Genomic DNA, 20240 nt, shown 5'->3' with positions numbered 1-20240 from the left:
TCAGTTCCCGTATCCTGTTCCGGCATTGCGCAGCGCTTTTTCCGCCTCTTTGTCCACCCACCACGAATGCACGTCAAAACCTGTGGCGGGTGGCGTTTCGCTGCGCCCGAACTTGTCCCAGTAAGCAATGCGCACAGAGGACGAATACCATCCGGGAATGACATAGGCGCCCCACAGCAGCACCCTGTCCAGCGCGCGGCAGTTGACCACCAGCGAGTCTCTGTCCGGAGAAGCGATGAGCCGCTCCACAAGAGCATCCACCACCGCTGACCGCACACCGGCATAATTGCGCGATCCGGGTGTACCGGCCGACGCTGATGTCCAGTAGGACCGCTGTTCGTTGCCGGGCGAGGCAGACTGCGGCACACGGCCCATGATCATGTCATAGTCGAAAGAACGCACACGGTTGACGTACTGTGTGGGGTCTGACATGGCCACATTCATGATTATTCCCAGCCGTTCCAGATTGCGGCGGTACGGCAGCACCACGCGGGTGGAACCCGCCGACTGCAACAGCAGGGTGAACTCAAACGGCCTGCCGGCAGCATCGCGCAGACGGCCGTCCTGCAGCGTCCAGCCGGCCTGCTGCAGCAGGGCCAGCGCCTGACGCATCTGGGGACGGATGTTACCGTCGCCCGCCGTACGGGGAACATCCCAGGCAGAGGTCAGCACTTCCGGCGGCAGCTGTCCGGCAAAAGGCCGCAGCACATCCAGTTCCGCCTGAGAAGGCTTGCCGGAACTGGCAAGTTCGCTGTTGGCGAAAAAGCTGGTGCTGCGGGTATAGGATCCGTGAAAAATGGCCTTATTTGTCCATTCGAAGTCAAAAAGCAGGGCCAGCGCCTGACGGACGCGTCTGTCCTGAAACAAATCTTTGCGGGTATTGAAAAAGAAACCGTACATGCCCATGGGCCTGTTGGTGGTCAGCTCTTCACGTCTGATATGCCCCGCCGCAACCGCCGGTCCCGTATAGGCAGAAACCCATGCCTTGGCCGTGCCCTCGGGGTACAGATCAAATTCTCCCGCTTTGAACGCCTCTCTGGCCACGGTCTCGTCACGGTAGTATTCGTACCGGATGGTGCCGAAATTATAACGCCCCTTGTTCACGGGCAGGTCGCGCGCCCAGTAATCGTCCACAAGCTCGTACTCCACGTAACTGCCCATGGCGAAATCCTTCACCCGATAAGGCCCGCTGCCGACGGCCGGCACAAGCGAAGGTTGCGAAAAGTCATGATTCTGCCAGTAGTGCGCCGGCAGCACCGGCAGCTGGGCCAGTATGACTGGCAGCTCCTTGTTGTTTTTTTCCTTCAGATAAAACCGCACGCTCAGGGGCGACAGTTCTTCGGCTCTGTCCACCGCGGCATAATACTGCTTGTAGCGGGGAGCGCCGTGCTCCATCAGCAGGCGGAAGGTGACGGCCACGTCGTGCGCGGTGACGGGCCTGCCGTCATGAAAACGCGCCGCGGGATTGATGTTGAACGTCACATGGGAAAAATCCGGTGCAACCTCAAATGACTGCGCGATAAGCCCGTAATATTCAAACAGGGTATTATCAGGTGCTCCCGTGCCCAGCGTCTCCACGGTAAGCCCTATGCCCGCCGCGGGCAGTCCCCGTGCGATGAAGGCATGCATGGAGTCGAAATTGCCTCTGGCCGAAAGACGCAGTGTGCCGCCTTTGGGCGCGGCCGGGTCGGCATGGGGAAAGTGACGGCCATTCCATGCAAAACGCGGTTCGCCGTCCATGGTCAGCACCGTAAGCGGCTGCGCCGCTGCCGCACCGGCCTGCATCAGCCACAACGCGCACACAGCCATCATGCATACCCTTGCCGCCGTACCGCTCACTACAGCCAGCATATTCACGCCTTTCCGCCGTCTCAATGCGTACTGCATTGCTATTCTCCTTACCTTGCAAAACAACATCATCCGGTTGCGGCGCCCGTACACGCCCCAGCCGGAAAGGACAGGCAGCACCCGGCGGCACGCCGCCGGGTACTGCGTCATATACTCCGCGATTCAGCTAAAACTCGCAGCGGAAACCGGCATAAAAGGAACGCCCGCGCGAGGCTTCGCCTTCGGTCACACTGACTTCCTGCGATTCATCAAACACGTTGTTCACATCCATGAGCATGGTCAGGGTGTACTCTTCTTCTTTCAGCACATCCCATTCCACGCCGAGGTCGGTCACAAACCCGCCGGAAATCACACCGTGTCTGTAGGCGTTGTGGTATTCACCGTTTTCACCCATCCACTTGTCGCTTTTGTTGGTATTGCTGCCCGAAGTGGTGCCGTGGGGCGTGTCATCGCTGAAACGGGAATCGGCCATGAGCCCCGTTGCCGAATCACGCCAGCGGGTGACGGTATTCAGGCGCAGCGTATCTTCCATAAAATGCCCCTGCCACGAAAAGGTCAGCACCACAGGCGCGTTGTAATCGTCTGCCGGCAGCGCATTACGGTCGGTCAGTTCGCCGTTGTAGTAGACCTTGTCATAATCCAGCCGCACACCGTTGGACTCGTCGTAGGCATCTTCGTCGTAGCTGCCGTTGAATGTCTTGCGCTTGGACTTGGTAATGCCCAGACCGAACACGTGGTCGCCCATGGACTGCGTCTGCACGGCTCTGGCAAGGGTCAGCGTTATGCCTTCGTATTCGCTCTTGCCTTCGTTGGTCATATAGTAGCTTTTCTTGTCGTCGCTCTTGCTTACCAGCTGGTTCTTATAGTCACGCTTCACCAGCTCGACCCCGTATTCAAAGCCCAGAAAATCACCCTGCACACCGGCGGAAATTTCATCGGTATACGGCGTATCCAGCCCCGACATGCTGTGCTTCTTGTCCGTTCCATAGGTGGTCTTGCTCGACTCGAACACGCCGTCGCCATCCATGTCGCGCTGCTGAAACACAATCTGCGGGCGGTACCGCCTAAGCGCATAGGCCGAAAGCTGACCGCCGTAATAACGGTTCAGGCCCGCTGTCAGCCGCAGAGAACCGTCGCCGAAGGTGTCGTATTCGGCCTTCAGGCGGTGGGCTATGTCCAGATTGGTGGAAAAATCGTCATAATCGGCACGCAGCCCCGGAGTAAGGGTGAAGTTGCCCAGCGTAAGTTCGGTCTGCGCGTAGTAGCCAAGCGTGTTCAGCGACAGTTCCTGACTATGCTCAAGGTATTTGGAATTGGTGAGAATCCTCCGGTTGCCCGCCATCAGCACGTCCACGTCCACTTCCGCAGCACCGGCCGTAAAATCGACCAGCGTGTTGTGCCACAGCACCCCTGTGGAAACGTTCCACGTCAGCATGCCCGCGGTGTAGTCCACCGAGTCGAAGTCGAAACGCATGTCCAGTTCCTGCGTGTCCTGCTTCAGGTCACCCACGCCGCCGCGCTGCTCATCGGTGGAGGTGTTGCTGTAACGGTGCGCCGAAGACGATTCGCGGTTGTAGCCGTGCAGCATGTACGATGTTTTGCCGCTCAGCGTACCGTGCTGAGTCTCGTATTCGGCCTGCAGCCCCAGACGGTATGCATCGTTCTGCAAAAACCAGTCGCTGTCCGGCCACTTTTCGCGCCAGCGTTTTTCTTCGTAGGGGGCATAGGTCGCGTCGATTTTCAGCGTCAGGTCGTCGGAAGGACGCACGACCATCTTGGCCATGAAGTTGTCGCTTATGCGGTGCTGGTCACCATCATTGATGGTGCCGTCGTTTTCTTCACGCTTAAGGGGTATGACAGAATGCTTGCGCGAAACTGCCAGCAGCAGCCCCGCGGTATCACTCACCGGCCCTTCTGCAGTGGCGGAAACCGTGTTGATGGAAAAACGGGGCTGGCTGGACGGTTTTTCAGAATTTTCATCCACGCCGCGCAGGGTGAACCACTTGCTGCGGGTATGTTTGCCTGTCACGCTGAAATGCCATTCATCCATTTTGGGATCACGCAGTTCTCCGTCCACCACGCCGCCCACAAATCCTCCGAAACTGGCAGGAATATTACTGGTGTACACGGTTATGTTGTCCAGCAGCTGGGTATCGTAAAAAAGTGTCTGGTCCCCCCCGCCCACGGTCAGATCATTCTGGGAGGCACTGTCCCCCAGCCCGCTCGGGTTGATGCGGTTTGTTATGCTCATGCCGTCAATCATAAAGTTGTTTTCATACGGCTTTGCACCCGAAATGGAGATACGCGGCGGAGCTATTTCCCCTGCTGTCTGTCCGGAAATCATGTCGTTGGAAAACTGCACGTTGGGCATGCCCTTCAGGGCTTCGGTAAGCGAACCGGTATGCGAAGGCATGGACCGCAGCGCCTTGCCGCCTATGGTGGCCCGGCCGGTCTCGCGCGTCTCCTCCTGCACATCAACCGGAGCAAGCCGGTACACGGTGCCGTTATGTGCCGCCGGACCGGTGGCATTGGCTGCAGGCCCGCCATTTTTGCGCGCCGGTTCCAGCTGCACCGCGTTTTCCGGCCGGTCTCCCGCCGCCGGATCACCCTTCTGTTCAGCCTCTGCAGCCGACGCAGGCAATGCGCCGGACATCAGCAGCAGAAGCATGCAGCCCAGAAGAAGCTTTTTCATCTCTACCCCCTTAGGTAATGAGTCTCATTTTCAACCAAGATGTATAAAAAAATCCCTGCGGCGAGTCTCCGTCGCCGCAGGGACGGGAACACATACAATCAGCGCCAGCGGGGCAGGCGGACCGCCGGACTGACAAGGCCGATGCCCAGCAGGGCCACAGGGCCGAAGACGATTACCAGCAGGCAGTCCCACCAGCGTACAGACCGCCCCGCAGCCCGGGTGCGCCACACCAGCAGCAGTGCCAGCAGCATGCCGCTGCCCAGCGCCAGCAGCGGGCTGGTGGCATATTCAAAGCCCATGGAAAGGAATCTGCTCTGCGGTGAACGCTGCACCACCCGCACAGGCAGCAGTACGGAAGCGGCGTCGGTGACCCTTTCCAGCGCCTTGATGTCCGCGGCGCGCATGGGAAGCGAATAGGTGTGTGTCACGGCAAAGCCGGTTGTCATGGCCTTGCCCGTCAGGCCCTCTTCCGGCCGGGTAATGTCGCCCTGCACCAGATACTTGCCCAGTTTGTCGGCCCACAGATACATATGGCCGGAATCGGCATTCAGGTTGTCCAGCGGCAGTTCACGCAACGAAAGATCGTCCTGCATCACCGCAAACAGCGCCGTGTCGGTCATGACAAAACCGACCATTTCCCGGCGTCTGCTTTCTGTCACAACCACGCCGCGCACATTGCCGGGCACACGCTCGCCGCTGTTCACGCAGCGCGGCAGTCCATGCACCATCTGCAGGTTAAACAACGTGCCCTGAGCATCCACAAGCAGATACCCCGCATCATACTCTTTTCGGGTATCCGGATTGCCGCCCAGCGCCTTTACAGGAAACACAAAGCCCGCATCGCGCAGCGCCGCGGTGAACTTGTCGCTTTTGACCGTATCCACGCTGCCGTCTTCAGGGCGCAGAAATTCCAGTGAACCGGCTCCGGCACCCAGACGGAACATATCGTCAGGCATTTCAAGCCGTGCCCCCTGCGGGGCGGACTCCAGAAGCATGTGCAGCATGGGTGCGGGGGAATTCCAGTCTCTCGGCATGAACCGGATGAACTGCCAGCCGTACTGGGCTTCATGTTCGCTGAGCGGAATACCGTTTACAGACTCCGGAAAGGCCTTCCACTTGATCAGGTCATGGGAATACTTCACGGGCAGAGCCTGAGCCGTCTCGCTCCTGCTGAGCACCTTGCCGTCCTCCAGCGTGACGACCGTTCCCGAAAGACCTCCGGGCCCCGTTGTTCCTTCGGGGTAGCTGCTCATAATCACAAACTGCTGTTCGACAGGGCTGAAATGCAGCTGCTGTCTGACGCGCGAAGGCATGACCGTACGCCAGTAAAGGTCGGGCAGCACGGCGCACAGCGCCACAGCAAACAGCAACAGACCGGCAGCGCGTGTGCCGTTGTACAGACGGCTGTCCGCACGTTCGCCCATAAAACGCAGGTAACTGAAAAACACCAGCGGCAGAAAACCGGCCGCAAACAGTCCGTACCGCCACAAAGCCTGTTCCGAGGCGCCGTAGTCGCCGTAATTCCACAGCAGTTTAAAAGCAGCTAGCATTACCCAGAGCACCAGCACCCTGCCGCCCATGGTGCGCATGGCAAAAAAAGCCACCGTTCCCAGATAGGCGGTTATGCCCAGCAGCACCCACTGCAGCAGCGAAACCATAACAGGCAGTATCATGTCCGCCGGCATGTGAAAGGCGTTCATGGACGCGGCAAGCAGCCCGCAGGCTGCCGCACCGGTAAGCAGCATCACGCACAGACCCGTGCCCACCATCACCCCGACAATGTTACCGGGCATGACAGGCATATGAAAAAGCAGACGCAGCCTTTTGCCCTGACACTCCGGCCAGGCCTGCAGAAACCCTGTGAGCACGCCGCAGGCAACCAGCAGACGGAACGACGCGAAAAACGGAGGCTGCTTTGCTATCAGCGTCGCCCACAGACCGAAGGTGCCGTGCACTCTGTCTATGGTGTTCAGAACAAGCACGCTGTCGATGGCGGCATATCCCAGCAGCAGCGGGATTATCCATATGCCGCGGCGCAGCTTTATCCATTCCTTGGCCAGCAGGGCCTGTACCTGTCTATTCATGATTGTTCCGCGATTATAGCATGTTAGGCATTTTTAAAAAGTCCATGAAGCCGCACACAGGATGCAGCGGACCGGCGGACAGGGCTCACCCCCCGCCCGCTGTGTGTCTGCGCCCTGTCCGGAATCAGTATTTTCCGGTCAGTCCGACAAAGGCGTCTTCAAAATCCATGGGAACCGGAGTCATGTTCTGCGGGTCAACTCCGCGGTCCCTCAGGTGGCGTGCGACGGTTTCGCCGTCGGCAAAGGCATATACGGTGGTTACGGAACCCATATGTTCCACGTTTTCCAGCACCGTGTCGGCATGCAGCGCGTCCGAGGCGGGCGAACGGGCGAAAGAATAGCACCGGAAAGAATCCATGAATTCTTTTTTGGAACCGGAAACGGCCACTCTTCCCTCGCGGAGCACGATCATGTTGTCCACGATTTTGTCCAGTTCCTGCACCACATGCGAGGTAAGCAGCACCGTTGTTCCCCGTTTGGCCACATATTCGCGCAGAAAATCGATGAACAGCCTGCGGTAGCCCACATCCAGCCCCATGCTGTAGTCATCCAGAATCATAAGCTGCGGCTGCTGGGCCATGATAAGCCCCAGCACCACCTGTGAACGCTGGCCGCATGACAGACACGATATGCGGCGGCTGTAGGGCACCTGCAGGCGGTCTGTCAGGTCAAAAAACACGCTGCGGTCCCACAACGGGTAAAACGCGGCATAATAGCGTTCCAGTTCGGCTATGGTCATGAAATCATACTGGATGAATCCTTCGTGCAGCAGGCCGATACGCCTGCGCGCATGGGGACTCAGGGCGTGGCTGGGCTCCCCCAGCACCCGGCAGCTGCCGCTGCCGGGTCTGAGGAATCCCATCAGAATGTTGATCGTCGTGCTTTTGCCCGCGCCGTTTTTTCCCAGCAGCCCGAACACACCTCCCTGCCGCACGGTGAACGACAGGTCGTGCAGAACCGTTTTTTCGCCGTAGGAATGGCTCAGGTCACGGCATTCGATGAGTACGCTCATTGCTCTGTCACTCCGCAGATGCCTGAGGGGCGGTTCCGGATTCGGTGACTGTCAGAACGGCTCTGGAATCTTCCGTAAAGGCGGCACGGGCCTCACGGTTCAGGTCTTCCGCAGTCAGCGCACGCAGCGCTTTTATGTATTCGATATCCCAGACAAAGTACGGGAAGGGGCGGCGGGCTTCGGCGTCAAGCGCAAAAATGTACAGCCCGTTTTCGCGGCGGTTTTCTTCCCATCCGCTGAGCATGGGCAGCCGCTGGCGCTCCATTTCTTCGGCGGTCACGCCGCCTGCGGCCACGTCACGCATGACGTCGTCCACCACGGAAACCAGCATATCAAGTTTGTCGGGCTGCGTGCCGATGCGCACCATGTACATACCGTAGCCGTTGACATCATCCGCCCAGTAGAACAGCCCCGGAGAATACGATGCGCCCAGCTCTTCGCGCACTTCGGTACGCAGCCTGTCACGCACCACCGAAGCCAGCAGACGGCGCGCGGCCAGCGTTTTTCTGTCGGCGGGGTCCTGCAGTCTGCGCAGATATCCCACACGCAGTTCGGCCTGATTGAGCGCGGCATCAACTACCACATGTTCCGTACGGCTGTCCGGTGCGGGAAAACGCGGTACAAAGGCGTGCACGGGGGCGGCGGCGGGCTGCCACTGCACTTCGGGCGCGCCGAAGTATGCCGCCACCAGTCTGCGGGCCTCCTCCGGATCAAAATCGCCTACGATATTCAATACACCGCCGCCACCGGCATACAGTTTTTTCAGAGCATCACGCATCTGCTGCAGGCTGATACCGGCACCCTGCTGCGCCGTAAGGGGGTTGATGCGCACGGAATCACCGAAGAACAGCCTGCGGCCGGCCGTGCCTGCGGCAGAAGAGACATCCTTGTCGCGGGCGGCGTCGGCAATGGCCAGTTCGCGCAGCTTTTCCTGCCGGTCTTTTTCTTCGATATGCGGGTCGCGGAACTGCGTCCACATGGCCTGCAGTATGCCGCGCATGTCGGCGGTCTCTCCGCGGCCGCTTATCTGCAGCGATTCAGAGCCCAGATTATAGGATGCTCCGTACCCGGTACTGCGGAACAGACGTCCGGCCTCTTCCGCCGTCAGTCTGCCGAAACCTGAACGTTTGTCGGCGTCCACGGCGAACTGCGCAACAACGTATTCTTCATCGTCCAGCGCATCGCTGCCGCCGCCCACATGCAGCGAAAGCGAGCTGTGGTCCTTCATGAACGGAGTGGGCAGCATGCGCAGCACCAGTCCGTTGCGGAACACCACCTCGTGCAGCACCAGATCGGATCCCGGAACGGGGCGGGTGACGGAGGAAGCCGCTTCACCGGGAACGGCAGGTTCATCCACATACGGGTAATCGAGCGCGGCAGCAGACTGCAGCGGAGCCACAGGACGCTGCATGCCCTCTTTCCAGAGCCTGCGCAGTTCTTCGCCGGCATCGCCCTCGATCACGGCATCACCGGTGATGAACAGCATTCTGTTTCCGCTGTCCCACATATCAAGAAACACGCGGTGCAGCTCTTCTGCAGTGGCCCCGGCGAAAAATGTTTTGTACATGTCGTAGGTCTGCTGCCACGACTGATACACGCGGTTGCCGTTAAAGCAGCCGATCATGACCGAAGCCACATCATCATTGGCAATCTGGGATTCGAATCTGGCGCGGCGTTCATAGCTGCGCAGCAGTTCGGCGCGCACTTCATCCACTTCTTCAGGCAAAAAGCCGTATTTCATGGTGCGGCGCAGCTCATCCTGCAACACGGCAAACGTCTCGCGCCAGTTTGCAGCCTCGGTACGGGCAATCATGTCCGCCGTGGGAAAAAGATACATGGAGTCGACTTCTCGCACGAAGGCATTAAGGAAAGGTGCGTTACCGGCAGCTTTAAGCCGCTGCAACCGCTTGCTGACAATGCTGTTGGCCATGGCGCCCAGCGCCATGCGGCGCTGCAGGTCCAGCGAATCATCGGCCCACCGGCGCGGCTTCATGGCGCCTATGCGCACCACTGTAAAGTCGGCATCGTAATTATCGTAAAAACCGTGCACACCTTCACGCTGCACATCGCCCCACGGCTCCAGCACGCGGCGTTCGCCATGGGCGGCCAGATCGCCGAACAGCTTTTTGATATCACTTTCAACATCGGCAGGGTCCACACTGCCCACCACCACCAGCACCATAAGCTCGGGACGGTACCACGCATCGTAGAATCCGCGGATGGTCTCCGCCGTGGCGGTTCTGATAATCTCTTCGCTGCCTATGGTGTCGTTTACAAAACGGGTACCCTCGTACACCTGCGCGGTCAGTCGCCGTGCGGCACGGTACTGCTTGGAATCGCGGGCCGCTTTTTCCGAAAGAATGACACCGCGCTCTTTTTCCACCTCTTCAGGCAGAATGCTCAGACCGTCCGCCACGTCGCGCATGACAAGCAGCCCTTTTTCCACATTGGCCTCTTCTGCCGAAAGATTAAGCTTGTACACCGTTTCCAGAAGCGAGGTGTGCGCGTTGGCATCGCGCCCGAAAGCAAGACCGTTCTCCTGGAAAAAGGGAATCAGCTCGCCCGGAGCGAAGTTTGTGGAACCGTTAAAGGCCATGTGCTCAAGAAAATGGGCAAGCCCCAGTTCGTCGTCGCGCTCCATAAGCGAGCCCGCCTGCACATTCAGCTGCACCGTCACCCTGTCTTCGGGTTTTTCATTCTGCATGATTATGTAGCGCAGACCGTTGTCCAGACGTCCGAACACAGCTTTGTCGCTTTGCGGCAGGTCGCTTTTTTCATGCGGCCACAGGCCGTCCAGCCACCATGCCTCACCCTGAGGTTGTTGCGGGGCAACTGTCCGCACGCAGCCTATGGCCACCATAAGCAGCAACAGAACAGGAACCATTTTCAACTGACGCATGATCTCTCCCGGAATGTTGTGTTTTCTACGTTATGAAAATGAAATTTATTTTCATTATTGGGTTCAGTCCGTCCAGTACCCAACCCCTCCGTAAAAGGCAAGCGGATTATGCATTTTTCATCATGTCCGATCGTCACACCAGACAATGAAAGCGATACATCAGTGCAACGGGCTGCCTGAGAGAAAAGCGGGACGGCTGCACACAGCAGAACGCACGTAAAAAAGCTGCGAAACACGACACACAGACGTTACGCAGCGGTATGATGCCCCCTGCAAAGGGGCAGACATGAACAGATACCCGAAGAAAAGCGCACCGCAACAATGCGGTATACCGGTGCGGCACTGCATGCGGACACAAAAAAACCGCGATGCAACGCGGCCGGTTCTGCGGAAAAAAGATGAACGCCGGAGTGTGGCGGAGAACTGCGGATAACCGCGGAAAAATGCAGCGGGCAAACAGCGGACAAACAGCGGGCAGGAAACATGCTGCCGCCGGATGAACACGGCCCGTCTGCAGACAGCCGGAGCGGCGCATGGCTGCCGGTATATCTGCCGCTATATCTGCCGGACAAAAAGCAGCAACAGAGCGGTTGCCACAAATGACACCCGCCTGCAGATGGGCACGGCAATATCTGCAGGCACCGGTTTTATAGAGCGCATGGCCGGAGAGCGGCAACGCACGCGGCAGCGCATGAACCGCAGCGGAACAACTGTTGGCGGCGGACAGCCAGACCACCGCGCCGCAGACAGACTATGTCACGGCTTCAGCAAGCTTTCTGCCCGCTTCACGGGCGGCCTGCAGCACATCTTCATGCTTTGCCACCAGCCCCCTGTCAAACAGCCTCAGCACAGGCAGCTGCGCCACCACACGGTACCCGAGCGCCTCCAGCGGAAGACGCATGGCCTCCAGCGCAACACCCAGATTTTCCGGAGTTTCCTGCTCCGCCACCGCGGCAATGACGGCCGCCCTGTTCTGTTCTGCCAGCCTGCTGCGCCACGCGCGTGGCCGTGTATCGCTGAAATCGTAATAACAGTACAATCTGTCGATAAAAGCTTTCATCCACGCCGTGATGTTGTAATTGTGCACCGGCGAAACAAGCACAAGTCCCGTGCTGCCGTCCACATGCGGATACAGCAGCGTCATGCCGTCACGGAAACGCGTACAGGCCTTTTCCGTTCTGCACTGTTCGCAGCCCACGCACGGGTCGTACCGGTAATCGCGCAGGTGTACGGCGTACCCTTCCTGCCCCACATCCGCAGCGCCTTCCAGTATCGCTTCAAGCAGTTTATGCGAATTACCGGACCGGCGCGGACTGCCTTCAACTCCGAGAATCACAGGCGTCCTCCTGTTATGCTTTGCACCCCGGAACATCTCCGCATATCAGCGGAACATCCCCGTCTCTCCTGGCAGGGTGCCACAGCAGAAAGTTCTCTGCAAACATACCGTAACGCGCGCTATGCCCCCCCTGCAAAAAAACGCGACCGCATCAGCCGGGCCACCCTGCCGGCAGCATGGCCGTCACATGCGGAAAAAAGTTTGGCGCACAACGCGTTGCGCTCTTCCCGCCACGGGTCTTCACCGCCCTTGCATACCCTGAACAACGCTTCGAACAGCTCAGGCTCGTTCACCGGCCGCGGGCCCGGAGACATATCTTCGTAGCGGTAGAACATGGCCCTGTCGCAGGCCAGATATTTTTCAAGATCATACGGGAAAAACACGACCGGCCTGCCCGTAAGCAGAAAGTCATAGGCCACCGAAGAATAATCGGTCAGCAGACAATCTGTCTGCGCCAGCAGCGGGTAGGCGTCGGAACTGAACTGCACGCTGTGCACGGCCTTGAGATGCCGGGGCACGGGTACGTTCACATACGGGTGAAACTTGAAGAAGAACGCGATTTTCTGACGGCGGCAGAAAATATCCAGCCGCTCAAGATCAAGCGCACCGTTTTCAAAAGCGTCCCCGCCGGTATCGCGGAAGGTCGGCATGTAAAACACCGTTTTAAACCCCGCCCCGCGAAACCGCTCCATGGCGTCGTATGCTTCCCTGTCCACGCCCAGCATATCTATGGCATCAGGCGTGCGGAACAGCATGTCGTTGCGCGGATACCCGGTCTCCCATATTTCATCACATGCAAAAGCCCGCCCCAGCCCCGTTCCGGTGACAAAGGGCGACGTGGAGACAACCGCATCGTATCCCGAATAGCCCGCACGCAGCATCTGCCGTTTTTCCGCATCCATGTTCACGGCAGATTCCGCTTCCGGCATGCCTATCAGCTTCAGCGGAATACCATGCCACAACTGCAGTATCTGCGCGCCGGAAAGCAGAAAACGCGCCGGTGTCTCCATACGCCACCAGAAATCATCGCAGACCACTGCCTTTGCCCGCGGCAACATGGCTATGGCCTCTTCCGACGGAAACATGAGACACGGCAGTCCGGCGTCACGCAGCATGTCATAGTCATCGGCATGATGGGTAAGAAAGACCGAAGAAAACGGCTGCTCTGTCTGCACGCAGTGGCGGAACAGATATTTGGTATTGTCCATGAAGCGCCCGCCTATGCGCCCGATGAACACTGCAAGATTTTCCTTGGGTGCACGCTGCGATAGCGCCGTAAACAGGCTGCCGATATCGGTTCCCATCTGTTTCCCCGCAATTACGCGTCAGTTACGGGCAGAACGTCACGCACCTTCGTTAAAAAGACGGCGCGCCTCGTCCAGATCCCCTTTAAAGTCCACCTCAATGCACCGGTAATCGGAAATATCAACGGCCCGGTAAGGCGTTTTTTCCACCAGCATTTCCAGCGCCCGTTCAAAGTAATCGTCGGGGCGGCAGGATTCCAGCGCCGCAACCAGATCGGGCAGGCTTCCGCGCGAAACAAGATTAAGTCCCACGGCCTCACCTTCCGGATTCTCGACCTGCTTTGAAATGGCGGTTATGAAGCCTGCGGCATCCGTGCGGTACTTCACTTCCTCTTCTCCGCATTTTTTGCGGTCCACCGCCACGGCATTGCCCCCGGCCTGCATCAGACGCAGCGCCACCTCGGGGTCAAAAACCACATCACCGTTGGCCCACAGAATATCATCGTCCAGATCTTCTATGCCCGCAAGCAGACTCTTGGAAGTGTTGGTGATGTAAAACACCGGATTGTAGCGGAAGCACACATTGGGAAATTCTTCCATGAGCAGCGACTTTTTAAAGCCCACGACCACATGCACTTCTCTGATGCCTATCTCGCGCAGAATGCGTATCTGTCTGCCCAGAATGCACTCGCCCGAAGGCAGACGGGACAACGATTTGGGAAACGGTCTGCCAAGACGGCTTCCGACGCCGGCGGCAAGGATGACTGCTTTCATGTCATACGCCCCTGTGGCTAAAGGTAAGAAAAACGGCCCGGCCTGCGCAGAACCAAGCAAGTTGCATGCCACGTCCGGGCACAGTCTGCCCGGCACGGCCTGACACAGCCTGAAACTGCCAGAAACTGCCGGACGCTGCCCGCCGTGCGGCCCGTGACTGACTGACCGGCATCTGATATACAACCGGCAGGCGGGAGTCGCTGTCAAAACCCCGTCAGACCTCATACACCGGCCGCGGGCGGCTTGTTCCGCAGCGCGGCAGCAAGGAGCATCATGATAACCGTCACCGTACACATACCCGTCAAACCGCAGCATGCGGCGGACTTCATCAGCCATATGCATGCGCTGGCACCGGTGGTACGCGCCGAACAGGGCTGTCTGACGTACAACCTGTACACCGACCCGTACCGGCCTGATATGCTTTTCATGTACGAAGAATGGCAGGACATGGATGCGCTGCGCGCCCACCTTGAACAGCCCCACATGAACGAGCACCGCCGCACCACAAAAGACTGGCTTGCCGGCGATGTAACCCTGCACACAACCCGGAGCACTCCGGTAACGCTGTAGCCGGCGCGGCGCCTTCAGGCGGCAGTCTGCCTGCCGGAGCGGTTCCGGCAGACTGCGTCCGTGCTGTCTCCGCCACTGTCATGCACCGCGGCGGCATGCCGCGGCGTGCAGTGTCACAGCCAGCGGCGCCAGCGGAAATACACCAGCATGCCCCCCGCGACAGCCACCATGACGCCCAGCAGCACAAAATAGGCATACTCCACGTGCAGTTCGGGCATCACGTCAAAGTTCATTCCGTACACACCGGCAAGAAACGACAGCGGAATGAATACCGTGGAAAAAATGGTCAGAAACTTCATGATGTCGTTCAGTCTGTTGCCCACCGCCATGTTATAACTGTTCTGATGGTCGTTCAGCAGTTCGCGGTACACCTCCACGGCATCGGCGGTCATCTCGGCCATATCGGCAAGGTCGCGCAGAAAAGGCTGAATGCCCTCGCCCACAAGGCCGTTTTCCACCCGCGCCATGCGCAACGCGATTTCCCTCGCGGGGCGCACCGCCTTGCGTATGTAGGCCATCTCGCGGCGATAATGCGTTATCTCCTGCAGCAGTTCAGGCGTGGGGTCTTCAAAAATTTCGTCGTCCAGCTCTTCTATGCGCTCGCCCAGTGCCTCAATGGTTTTCAGATACCCCTCAAACACGCAATCCAGCAGCGCGTACAGCAGATAATCCGGCCCGTACCGCCGCAGTCTTCCTGTCTGCCCTTTCAACCGCTCGCGCACCGGCTCAAAAACCATTCCCGGACGTTCCTGAAAAGTAAGCAGACAGCCGTCGCTGAGCACGGCACTCAACTGGTCTGTCGTCACTGCCGAACGGTCCTGACTGAGTGAAGGCATTTTGATGGAAACAAAGACAATGCCGGGAAACTCTTCAAGCTTGGGGCGCTGACCTGTGTTCATGATGTCTTCAAGCACCAGCGCCGGTATGCCGAACAGCCCGCCCAGCGTTTCCATCAGTCCGGCATCGTGCACGCCGTCCACGTTGCACCACAGCACGGTATCGGGCCGCGTACGGCCGGCAAGCTGACCGGGGTGCTGCACAAAATCGTCGCGTGCCATGTCCGCATCGTATTCGATGACACGCAGACGCGGCGTATCTATTTTCTGTCTGCCTACAAAAACCAGAGCACCCGGCGGACGCCCCGCCCTTGTGTCCATCTTTTTCAGAAAACGGGCCATGATTCCTCCGTGGCAGGGCCGCCGGTGTTCACCGTGCGGGTGTGCCTGCGCCTGTGCCCTTCAGCATACACAACGATGCAGAAAAAAACAGTCCGCGCGGAAAACCGCGCGGACTGAGCACTCTCTGTTCTGCAGTACCGCTAACCCCGCCCGTCCGGCACCAGCCGCTGGGGCATGTCCGTGATGATGCAGCGCGCTCCGGCATCATGAAAACCGCGGGCTGCGGCGGCGTCATTCACCGTCCACACATTGACGGTTATGCCCAGCGCCGCCAGCTCGCGCACCAGCCCGGCATCGGTTACCGTATGGTCGGGATGGTACGACTGCGCCCCTATTCCCCGCAGGTATCCGGCTATGCCGCTGGCAGTGCCGTCCGCCGGGTGGGTTTCTTCTGGCGTTGCGCCTTCGCTCAGCAGCGCCAGAGGCACCTCGGGCCACTGGCGGCGGACTTCGCGCAGATACTCATGGCTGAACGAAGACAGCAGCACCAGTCCGGCGCAGTCTTCGGCCTGTATGATGTCAAGCACCTCTGTGATGATGCGCATGTCACCCGGGGAATGCACCTGTTCCTTTATCTCTATGTTGACGGGAAAACTATGTTCACGGGTGAAGCGCAGTGCTTCCGCCAGCGAGGGCACGGGCTGTCCTTCCATGGCTGCCAGCGCTCCGCGGGTCACTTCGCCCGACGCCACCGTACCGAAAGGATCCTTGCGGCCGAACCAGCTGCCCGCGTCAAGACTGCGCAGCTGCGCAAAATCATGCAGCGCCGTTTGCAGCACCGGGGCAGAACCGCCGTGCGAAAACAACCGCGCCGCATCGGTGGTGCGCGACAGGTCGTGGTCGTGAAAGACCACCGGCACACCGTCGCGCGAACGCTGCACATCCAGTTCCCAGCAGTGCGCGCCGCATGCAAGAGCCTTATGTGCGGCCAGCATGGTATTTTCCGGCGCAAGAGAACGTGCGCCGCGATGTGCGCACACAGCGTGCGCGGGAATCAGTTCATAAAACATGGTCACCCTCTGGCCTGATTTCCGGCATGGCAGTACGCCGCGCAACAGCCGACAACCGGCCGGTTTGCGGCAGCGCAGCCCGCCGGTGATTCTTTGTAACCGCCGCATATGCGGGGGCTGTTTCAGTGTATGGCCCCCTTCCGGTAAAAACAAGGGCTTATCGCGTAAAACGCCGTATACGGCATTCATGTGTTGTAAAAATCATGGGGGCGGAAGGCCTGTCCTGTTTACAGTATACAGCACCCTGATTTTTTACAGGGTCATATCTGCCACCGGCAACCGCGAGGGAACGATGTCTTTTTACACACGCATGAACACCGTTTTACTGGCAGCCGGAATCTGCATTGTGCTTTTTCCGGTGTGCTCATGGCTCATCCTGCCCGTACAGGCGCACACAGGCACGTTTATAACCGTGTACGGCGTACTGACTCTCACGGGCTGCGGTTTCATTGCCGCGGGGCTGTATCAGCTGCATGCGGGCTTCAGCCGCCCCCTTGAAAAGCTGCATGCCTATACGGCCGCCCTGCGTGACAGCCCCGCCACTGTAACGCCACAGCTTGCAGGCGCGGCGGAACTGCACGCGCTGGCAAAGGAAATACACCGCACGGCAACGACGCTGGTGCAGAATGCCGACAGCTACAGCCCCGCAGCGCAGGCTGCCGGCACCCTGTCGGAAAAATTCGAACAAAGTACCCGTGAGGCACAGGCCTACCGCACCGATGTGGAAATTATGCTCTCTTCGCTGCACAAAGCCACACAGAAGGCCGGCGACATATCCGGAGAACTTACCGGTTCGCTCAGAACCGTGACGGCGGACATAGACCATGTGACCGGCGGCATAAGCGTGCAGAACAGTAAAACACAACAGATAGCCATTGCCATGAACGAAATGAACACGGCGGTGCTTGAAGTGGCACGCAACGCGGCATCTGCGGCATCACAGGCTGCCCGGTCGCAGGAAAAGGCGCAGGCCGGATCGCGCGAGGTGCACAAGGCACTGGAGCTTATAACCGATGTCGAGGAAAACATAGGCGCCCTGAAAACAACCATGGACGAACTGGGCGCGCAGGCCGAATCCATAGGTGTGGTGCTTAATGTCATCAACGATATTGCAGACCAGACCAATCTGCTGGCGCTTAATGCGGCCATAGAATCGGCCCGCGCAGGTGAAGCGGGACGCGGTTTTGCCGTGGTGGCCGACGAAGTGCGCAAGCTGGCGGAAAAAACGGTATCCGCCACCAAGGAAGTGAACGAGGTGGTGCACGGCATCCGGCGCGTGGCCAGAAACAGCATGGATGCCGTGGACGAAGCTGCCGGCAAGATAGGCCATTCCGCCACAGCCGCGGCCGACTCAGAACGCTACATGACCGATCTTATCGATATTATCTCTCAGGCATCCTACATGGTGCAGAACATGGCCGCAGCATCCGAGGAACAATCAGCCACGTCGGACCAGATCAACGCGGCCATCGCCGGAATAAAAGACACGGCAGAAGAAACGACCGCAGGCATGACCCGTTCGGCAGAAGCTCTGGCACGCATTACAGGGCTCATCGCGGAGCTGGAATCCATTCTGGCAGCTCTGGCAAAAGCCGAAACCGGCAAAACCGTATCAACGGGCGACGGGCAGTTCCTCAACTGGACGGACGACCTTTCCGTCAATATAGGGCATCTGGACAGCCAGCATAAAAATCTGGTGGCGCTCATCAACGAGCTGGCCGCCGCCATGAAGGCCGGTAAGGCAAAAAGCGTCATGCTGGATACACTGGGCAGGCTGAAGGAATACACGCTGACCCATTTCAAGGAAGAAGAGGATCTTTTTGACAGATACGATGTGCCCGGTGCCAGAGATCACAAAAAAATACACCAGAGTCTGCGTGAAAAAGTGCTCAGCGTGGAGCAGGACATTGTTTCAGGCAGAATAACCGTCTCGCTGGAACTGCTGGAATTTCTCAAGGAATGGATACTGAACCACATTCAGGTGGTGGATAAGCAGTACTCCGCGTTTCTGAACAGCAAAGGGGTGCGCTGACGCCCCGCGCCTGCCCCCCGGCACTCCCGCACAGCCGCATGCCGCCTGAACAGCCTTACCGCCGCATACGCCCGCAGATGCCGCTCCGGACACCGGTGCGGCATTTTTCCGGCGCACGGCATCCCTGACGGAGCCGCCCGTATTGCGCGGGTATGCATCATGCCGCAGTACCGGCATATATCCCGCTGCGGCATTCTTTATGCTATTGTCACGGTGGCAACTACGTTGTATGTCCAGAACCTGACAATACCGCATAAAAAGCAACACAAACTTTCCGGAACGTCATGAAAAAAGCACTCATCACAGGCATCACCGGACAGGACGGTGCCTATCTTGCCGAATTTCTGCTGAACAAAGGCTACGAGGTGCACGGTATCAAGCGCCGCGCTTCCTCGTTCAACACCGACCGCATCGACCACCTGTATCAGGACCCGCATGTGGACGGGCGGAAGTTCATTCTGCACTACGGCGACCTGACCGATTCCACAAACCTGATACGGATCATTCAGGAAGTGCGGCCGCATGAAATATACAATCTGGCCGCACAGAGCCATGTAAAGGTCTCATTCGACTCTCCGGAATACACGGCCAACACCGATGCGCTGGGTACTCTGCGCATTCTCGAAGCCATCCGCATACTGGGACTGGAAAAGCATACCCGTTTCTATCAGGCTTCCACTTCAGAACTATTCGGGCAGGTTCAGGAAATTCCGCAAAAGGAAACAACGCCGTTCTACCCCCGTTCTCCCTACGCCTGCGCCAAGCTGTACGCATACTGGATTACCGTTAACTACCGTGAAGCATACGGCATTTACGGATGCAACGGCATTCTGTTCAACCATGAATCGCCCGTACGCGGCGAAACATTTGTCACCCGCAAGATAACCCGTGCTCTGGCCCGCATAGCGCTGGGACTGCAGCAAAAGGTCTATCTGGGCAACATGAACGCCAAACGCGACTGGGGCCATGCCCGCGACTATGTGGAAATGCAGTGGCTCATGCTGCAGCAGGAACACCCCGAGGACTTTGTCATCGCCACGGGCAGACAGCATTCCGTTCGTGATTTTGTCAATATTTCGGCAGCTGAAGTCGGTATTTTTCTGGACTGGCAGGGCAGCGGCGCCGAAGAAAAAGGTGTGGTACGGGCCGTGGACGAAACCCGGCTTGCCGCATGCCTGAACGGTAAAAGCGGCACGGCACGCATGCCGTCGCCCGGTGATGTCATAGTTGAAGTAGACCGGCGTTATTTCCGCCCGACGGAAGTGGAAACACTGCTGGGCGACCCCTCGCGGGCCAAGGAAACACTCGGCTGGACGCCGCGCATCAGCTTTGAAGAGATGGTCCGTGAAATGGTGCAGACAGATGTGAACATCGCCGCGCGCGACCGCGTTTGTCTGGACAGCGGCTTCACCGTTTTTGAATACAACGACTAGACGCACCGCAACGTACGCCCGGCGCACGCTGCAGACACATCCGCAACTTTTTTCTGTTTTTCCGGCACGGCCGCATGCAACGACGGGCAGGATGCACCGCATCCTGCCCGCTTTTTTACATCCGCCTG

At 58.6% G+C, this 20240-nt stretch carries 13 protein-coding genes; 3 read left to right on the top strand and 10 right to left on the bottom strand.

Features of this window, described 5'->3' with window-relative positions; all coding sequences use genetic code 11:
• From H586_RS0107240 to H586_RS0107195, 8 genes are all read right to left on the bottom strand, one after another.
• A complete protein-coding gene (locus H586_RS0107240; protein WP_027181705.1) occupies window positions 1-1887 on the bottom strand; it encodes an extracellular solute-binding protein in 1887 nt (628 codons plus the stop codon).
• 127 nt (window positions 1888-2014) lie between these two features.
• Window positions 2015-4540 carry a TonB-dependent receptor plug domain-containing protein gene (locus H586_RS0107235; RefSeq protein ID WP_027181704.1) on the bottom strand — a complete coding sequence of 842 codons (2526 nt, stop codon included), beginning with the start codon at window positions 4538-4540 and terminating at the stop codon, window positions 2015-2017.
• A gap of 98 nt (window positions 4541-4638) precedes the next feature.
• The gene (locus H586_RS0107230) at window positions 4639-6624 is read right to left on the bottom strand and encodes a DUF4857 domain-containing protein (RefSeq protein ID WP_027181703.1); all 1986 of its coding nucleotides are present in this window, start codon (window positions 6622-6624) and stop codon (window positions 4639-4641) included.
• A 124-nt stretch (window positions 6625-6748) separates the two neighbouring features.
• Window positions 6749-7636, bottom strand: a complete 888-nt coding sequence (locus tag H586_RS0107225) for an ABC transporter ATP-binding protein (RefSeq protein WP_027181702.1) — start codon at window positions 7634-7636, stop codon at window positions 6749-6751.
• Between the two features lie 7 nt (window positions 7637-7643).
• Window positions 7644-10535: a M16 family metallopeptidase gene (locus H586_RS0107220; protein WP_027181701.1), complete on the bottom strand. Its 2892-nt coding sequence runs from the start codon at window positions 10533-10535 to the stop codon at window positions 7644-7646.
• Window positions 10536-11286: 751 nt separating this feature from the next.
• Entirely contained in the window at window positions 11287-11871 is a 585-nt protein-coding gene (locus H586_RS0107205; protein WP_027181699.1) for a flavodoxin family protein, read from the bottom strand.
• Between the two features lie 119 nt (window positions 11872-11990).
• Window positions 11991-13175 (bottom strand): CDP-glycerol glycerophosphotransferase family protein, encoded by a 1185-nt coding sequence (locus H586_RS18545; protein WP_051363916.1) that lies wholly within the window; start codon window positions 13173-13175, stop codon window positions 11991-11993.
• 39 nt (window positions 13176-13214) lie between these two features.
• Complete coding sequence (locus tag H586_RS0107195; protein ID WP_011366570.1) at window positions 13215-13889, bottom strand: phosphocholine cytidylyltransferase family protein; 675 nt, start codon at window positions 13887-13889, stop codon at window positions 13215-13217.
• 273 nt (window positions 13890-14162) lie between these two features.
• Here H586_RS0107195 and H586_RS18540 point away from each other — a divergent pair, with 273 nt between their 5' ends.
• The gene (locus H586_RS18540) at window positions 14163-14459 is read left to right on the top strand and encodes a putative quinol monooxygenase (protein ID WP_011366569.1); all 297 of its coding nucleotides are present in this window, start codon (window positions 14163-14165) and stop codon (window positions 14457-14459) included.
• 113 nt (window positions 14460-14572) lie between these two features.
• On the opposite strand, the gene corA is transcribed toward H586_RS18540, so the two are convergent.
• Both corA and H586_RS0107180 read right to left on the bottom strand, forming a co-directional pair.
• A complete protein-coding gene (gene corA, locus H586_RS0107185; RefSeq protein WP_011366568.1) occupies window positions 14573-15637 on the bottom strand; it encodes a magnesium/cobalt transporter CorA in 1065 nt (354 codons plus the stop codon).
• A gap of 140 nt (window positions 15638-15777) precedes the next feature.
• The gene (locus H586_RS0107180; RefSeq protein ID WP_011366567.1) at window positions 15778-16647 is read right to left on the bottom strand and encodes a glycerophosphodiester phosphodiesterase; all 870 of its coding nucleotides are present in this window, start codon (window positions 16645-16647) and stop codon (window positions 15778-15780) included.
• 292 nt (window positions 16648-16939) lie between these two features.
• On the opposite strand from H586_RS0107180, the gene H586_RS18535 reads away from it, so the two are divergent.
• Window positions 16940-18679, top strand: a complete 1740-nt coding sequence (locus tag H586_RS18535) for a bacteriohemerythrin (protein WP_162147960.1) — start codon at window positions 16940-16942, stop codon at window positions 18677-18679.
• Window positions 18680-18963: 284 nt separating this feature from the next.
• Window positions 18964-20112: a GDP-mannose 4,6-dehydratase gene (gene gmd, locus H586_RS0107170; RefSeq protein WP_027181698.1), complete on the top strand. Its 1149-nt coding sequence runs from the start codon at window positions 18964-18966 to the stop codon at window positions 20110-20112.
• Window positions 20113-20240: the final 128 nt, after the last annotated feature.

The sequence above is a fragment of the Oleidesulfovibrio alaskensis DSM 16109 genome (assembly GCF_000482745.1).
Classification (GTDB): domain Bacteria; phylum Desulfobacterota; class Desulfovibrionia; order Desulfovibrionales; family Desulfovibrionaceae; genus Oleidesulfovibrio; species Oleidesulfovibrio alaskensis.
Note: the sequence above shows the minus strand (reverse complement) of the source record. Positions and strands in the feature narration are given on the sequence as shown.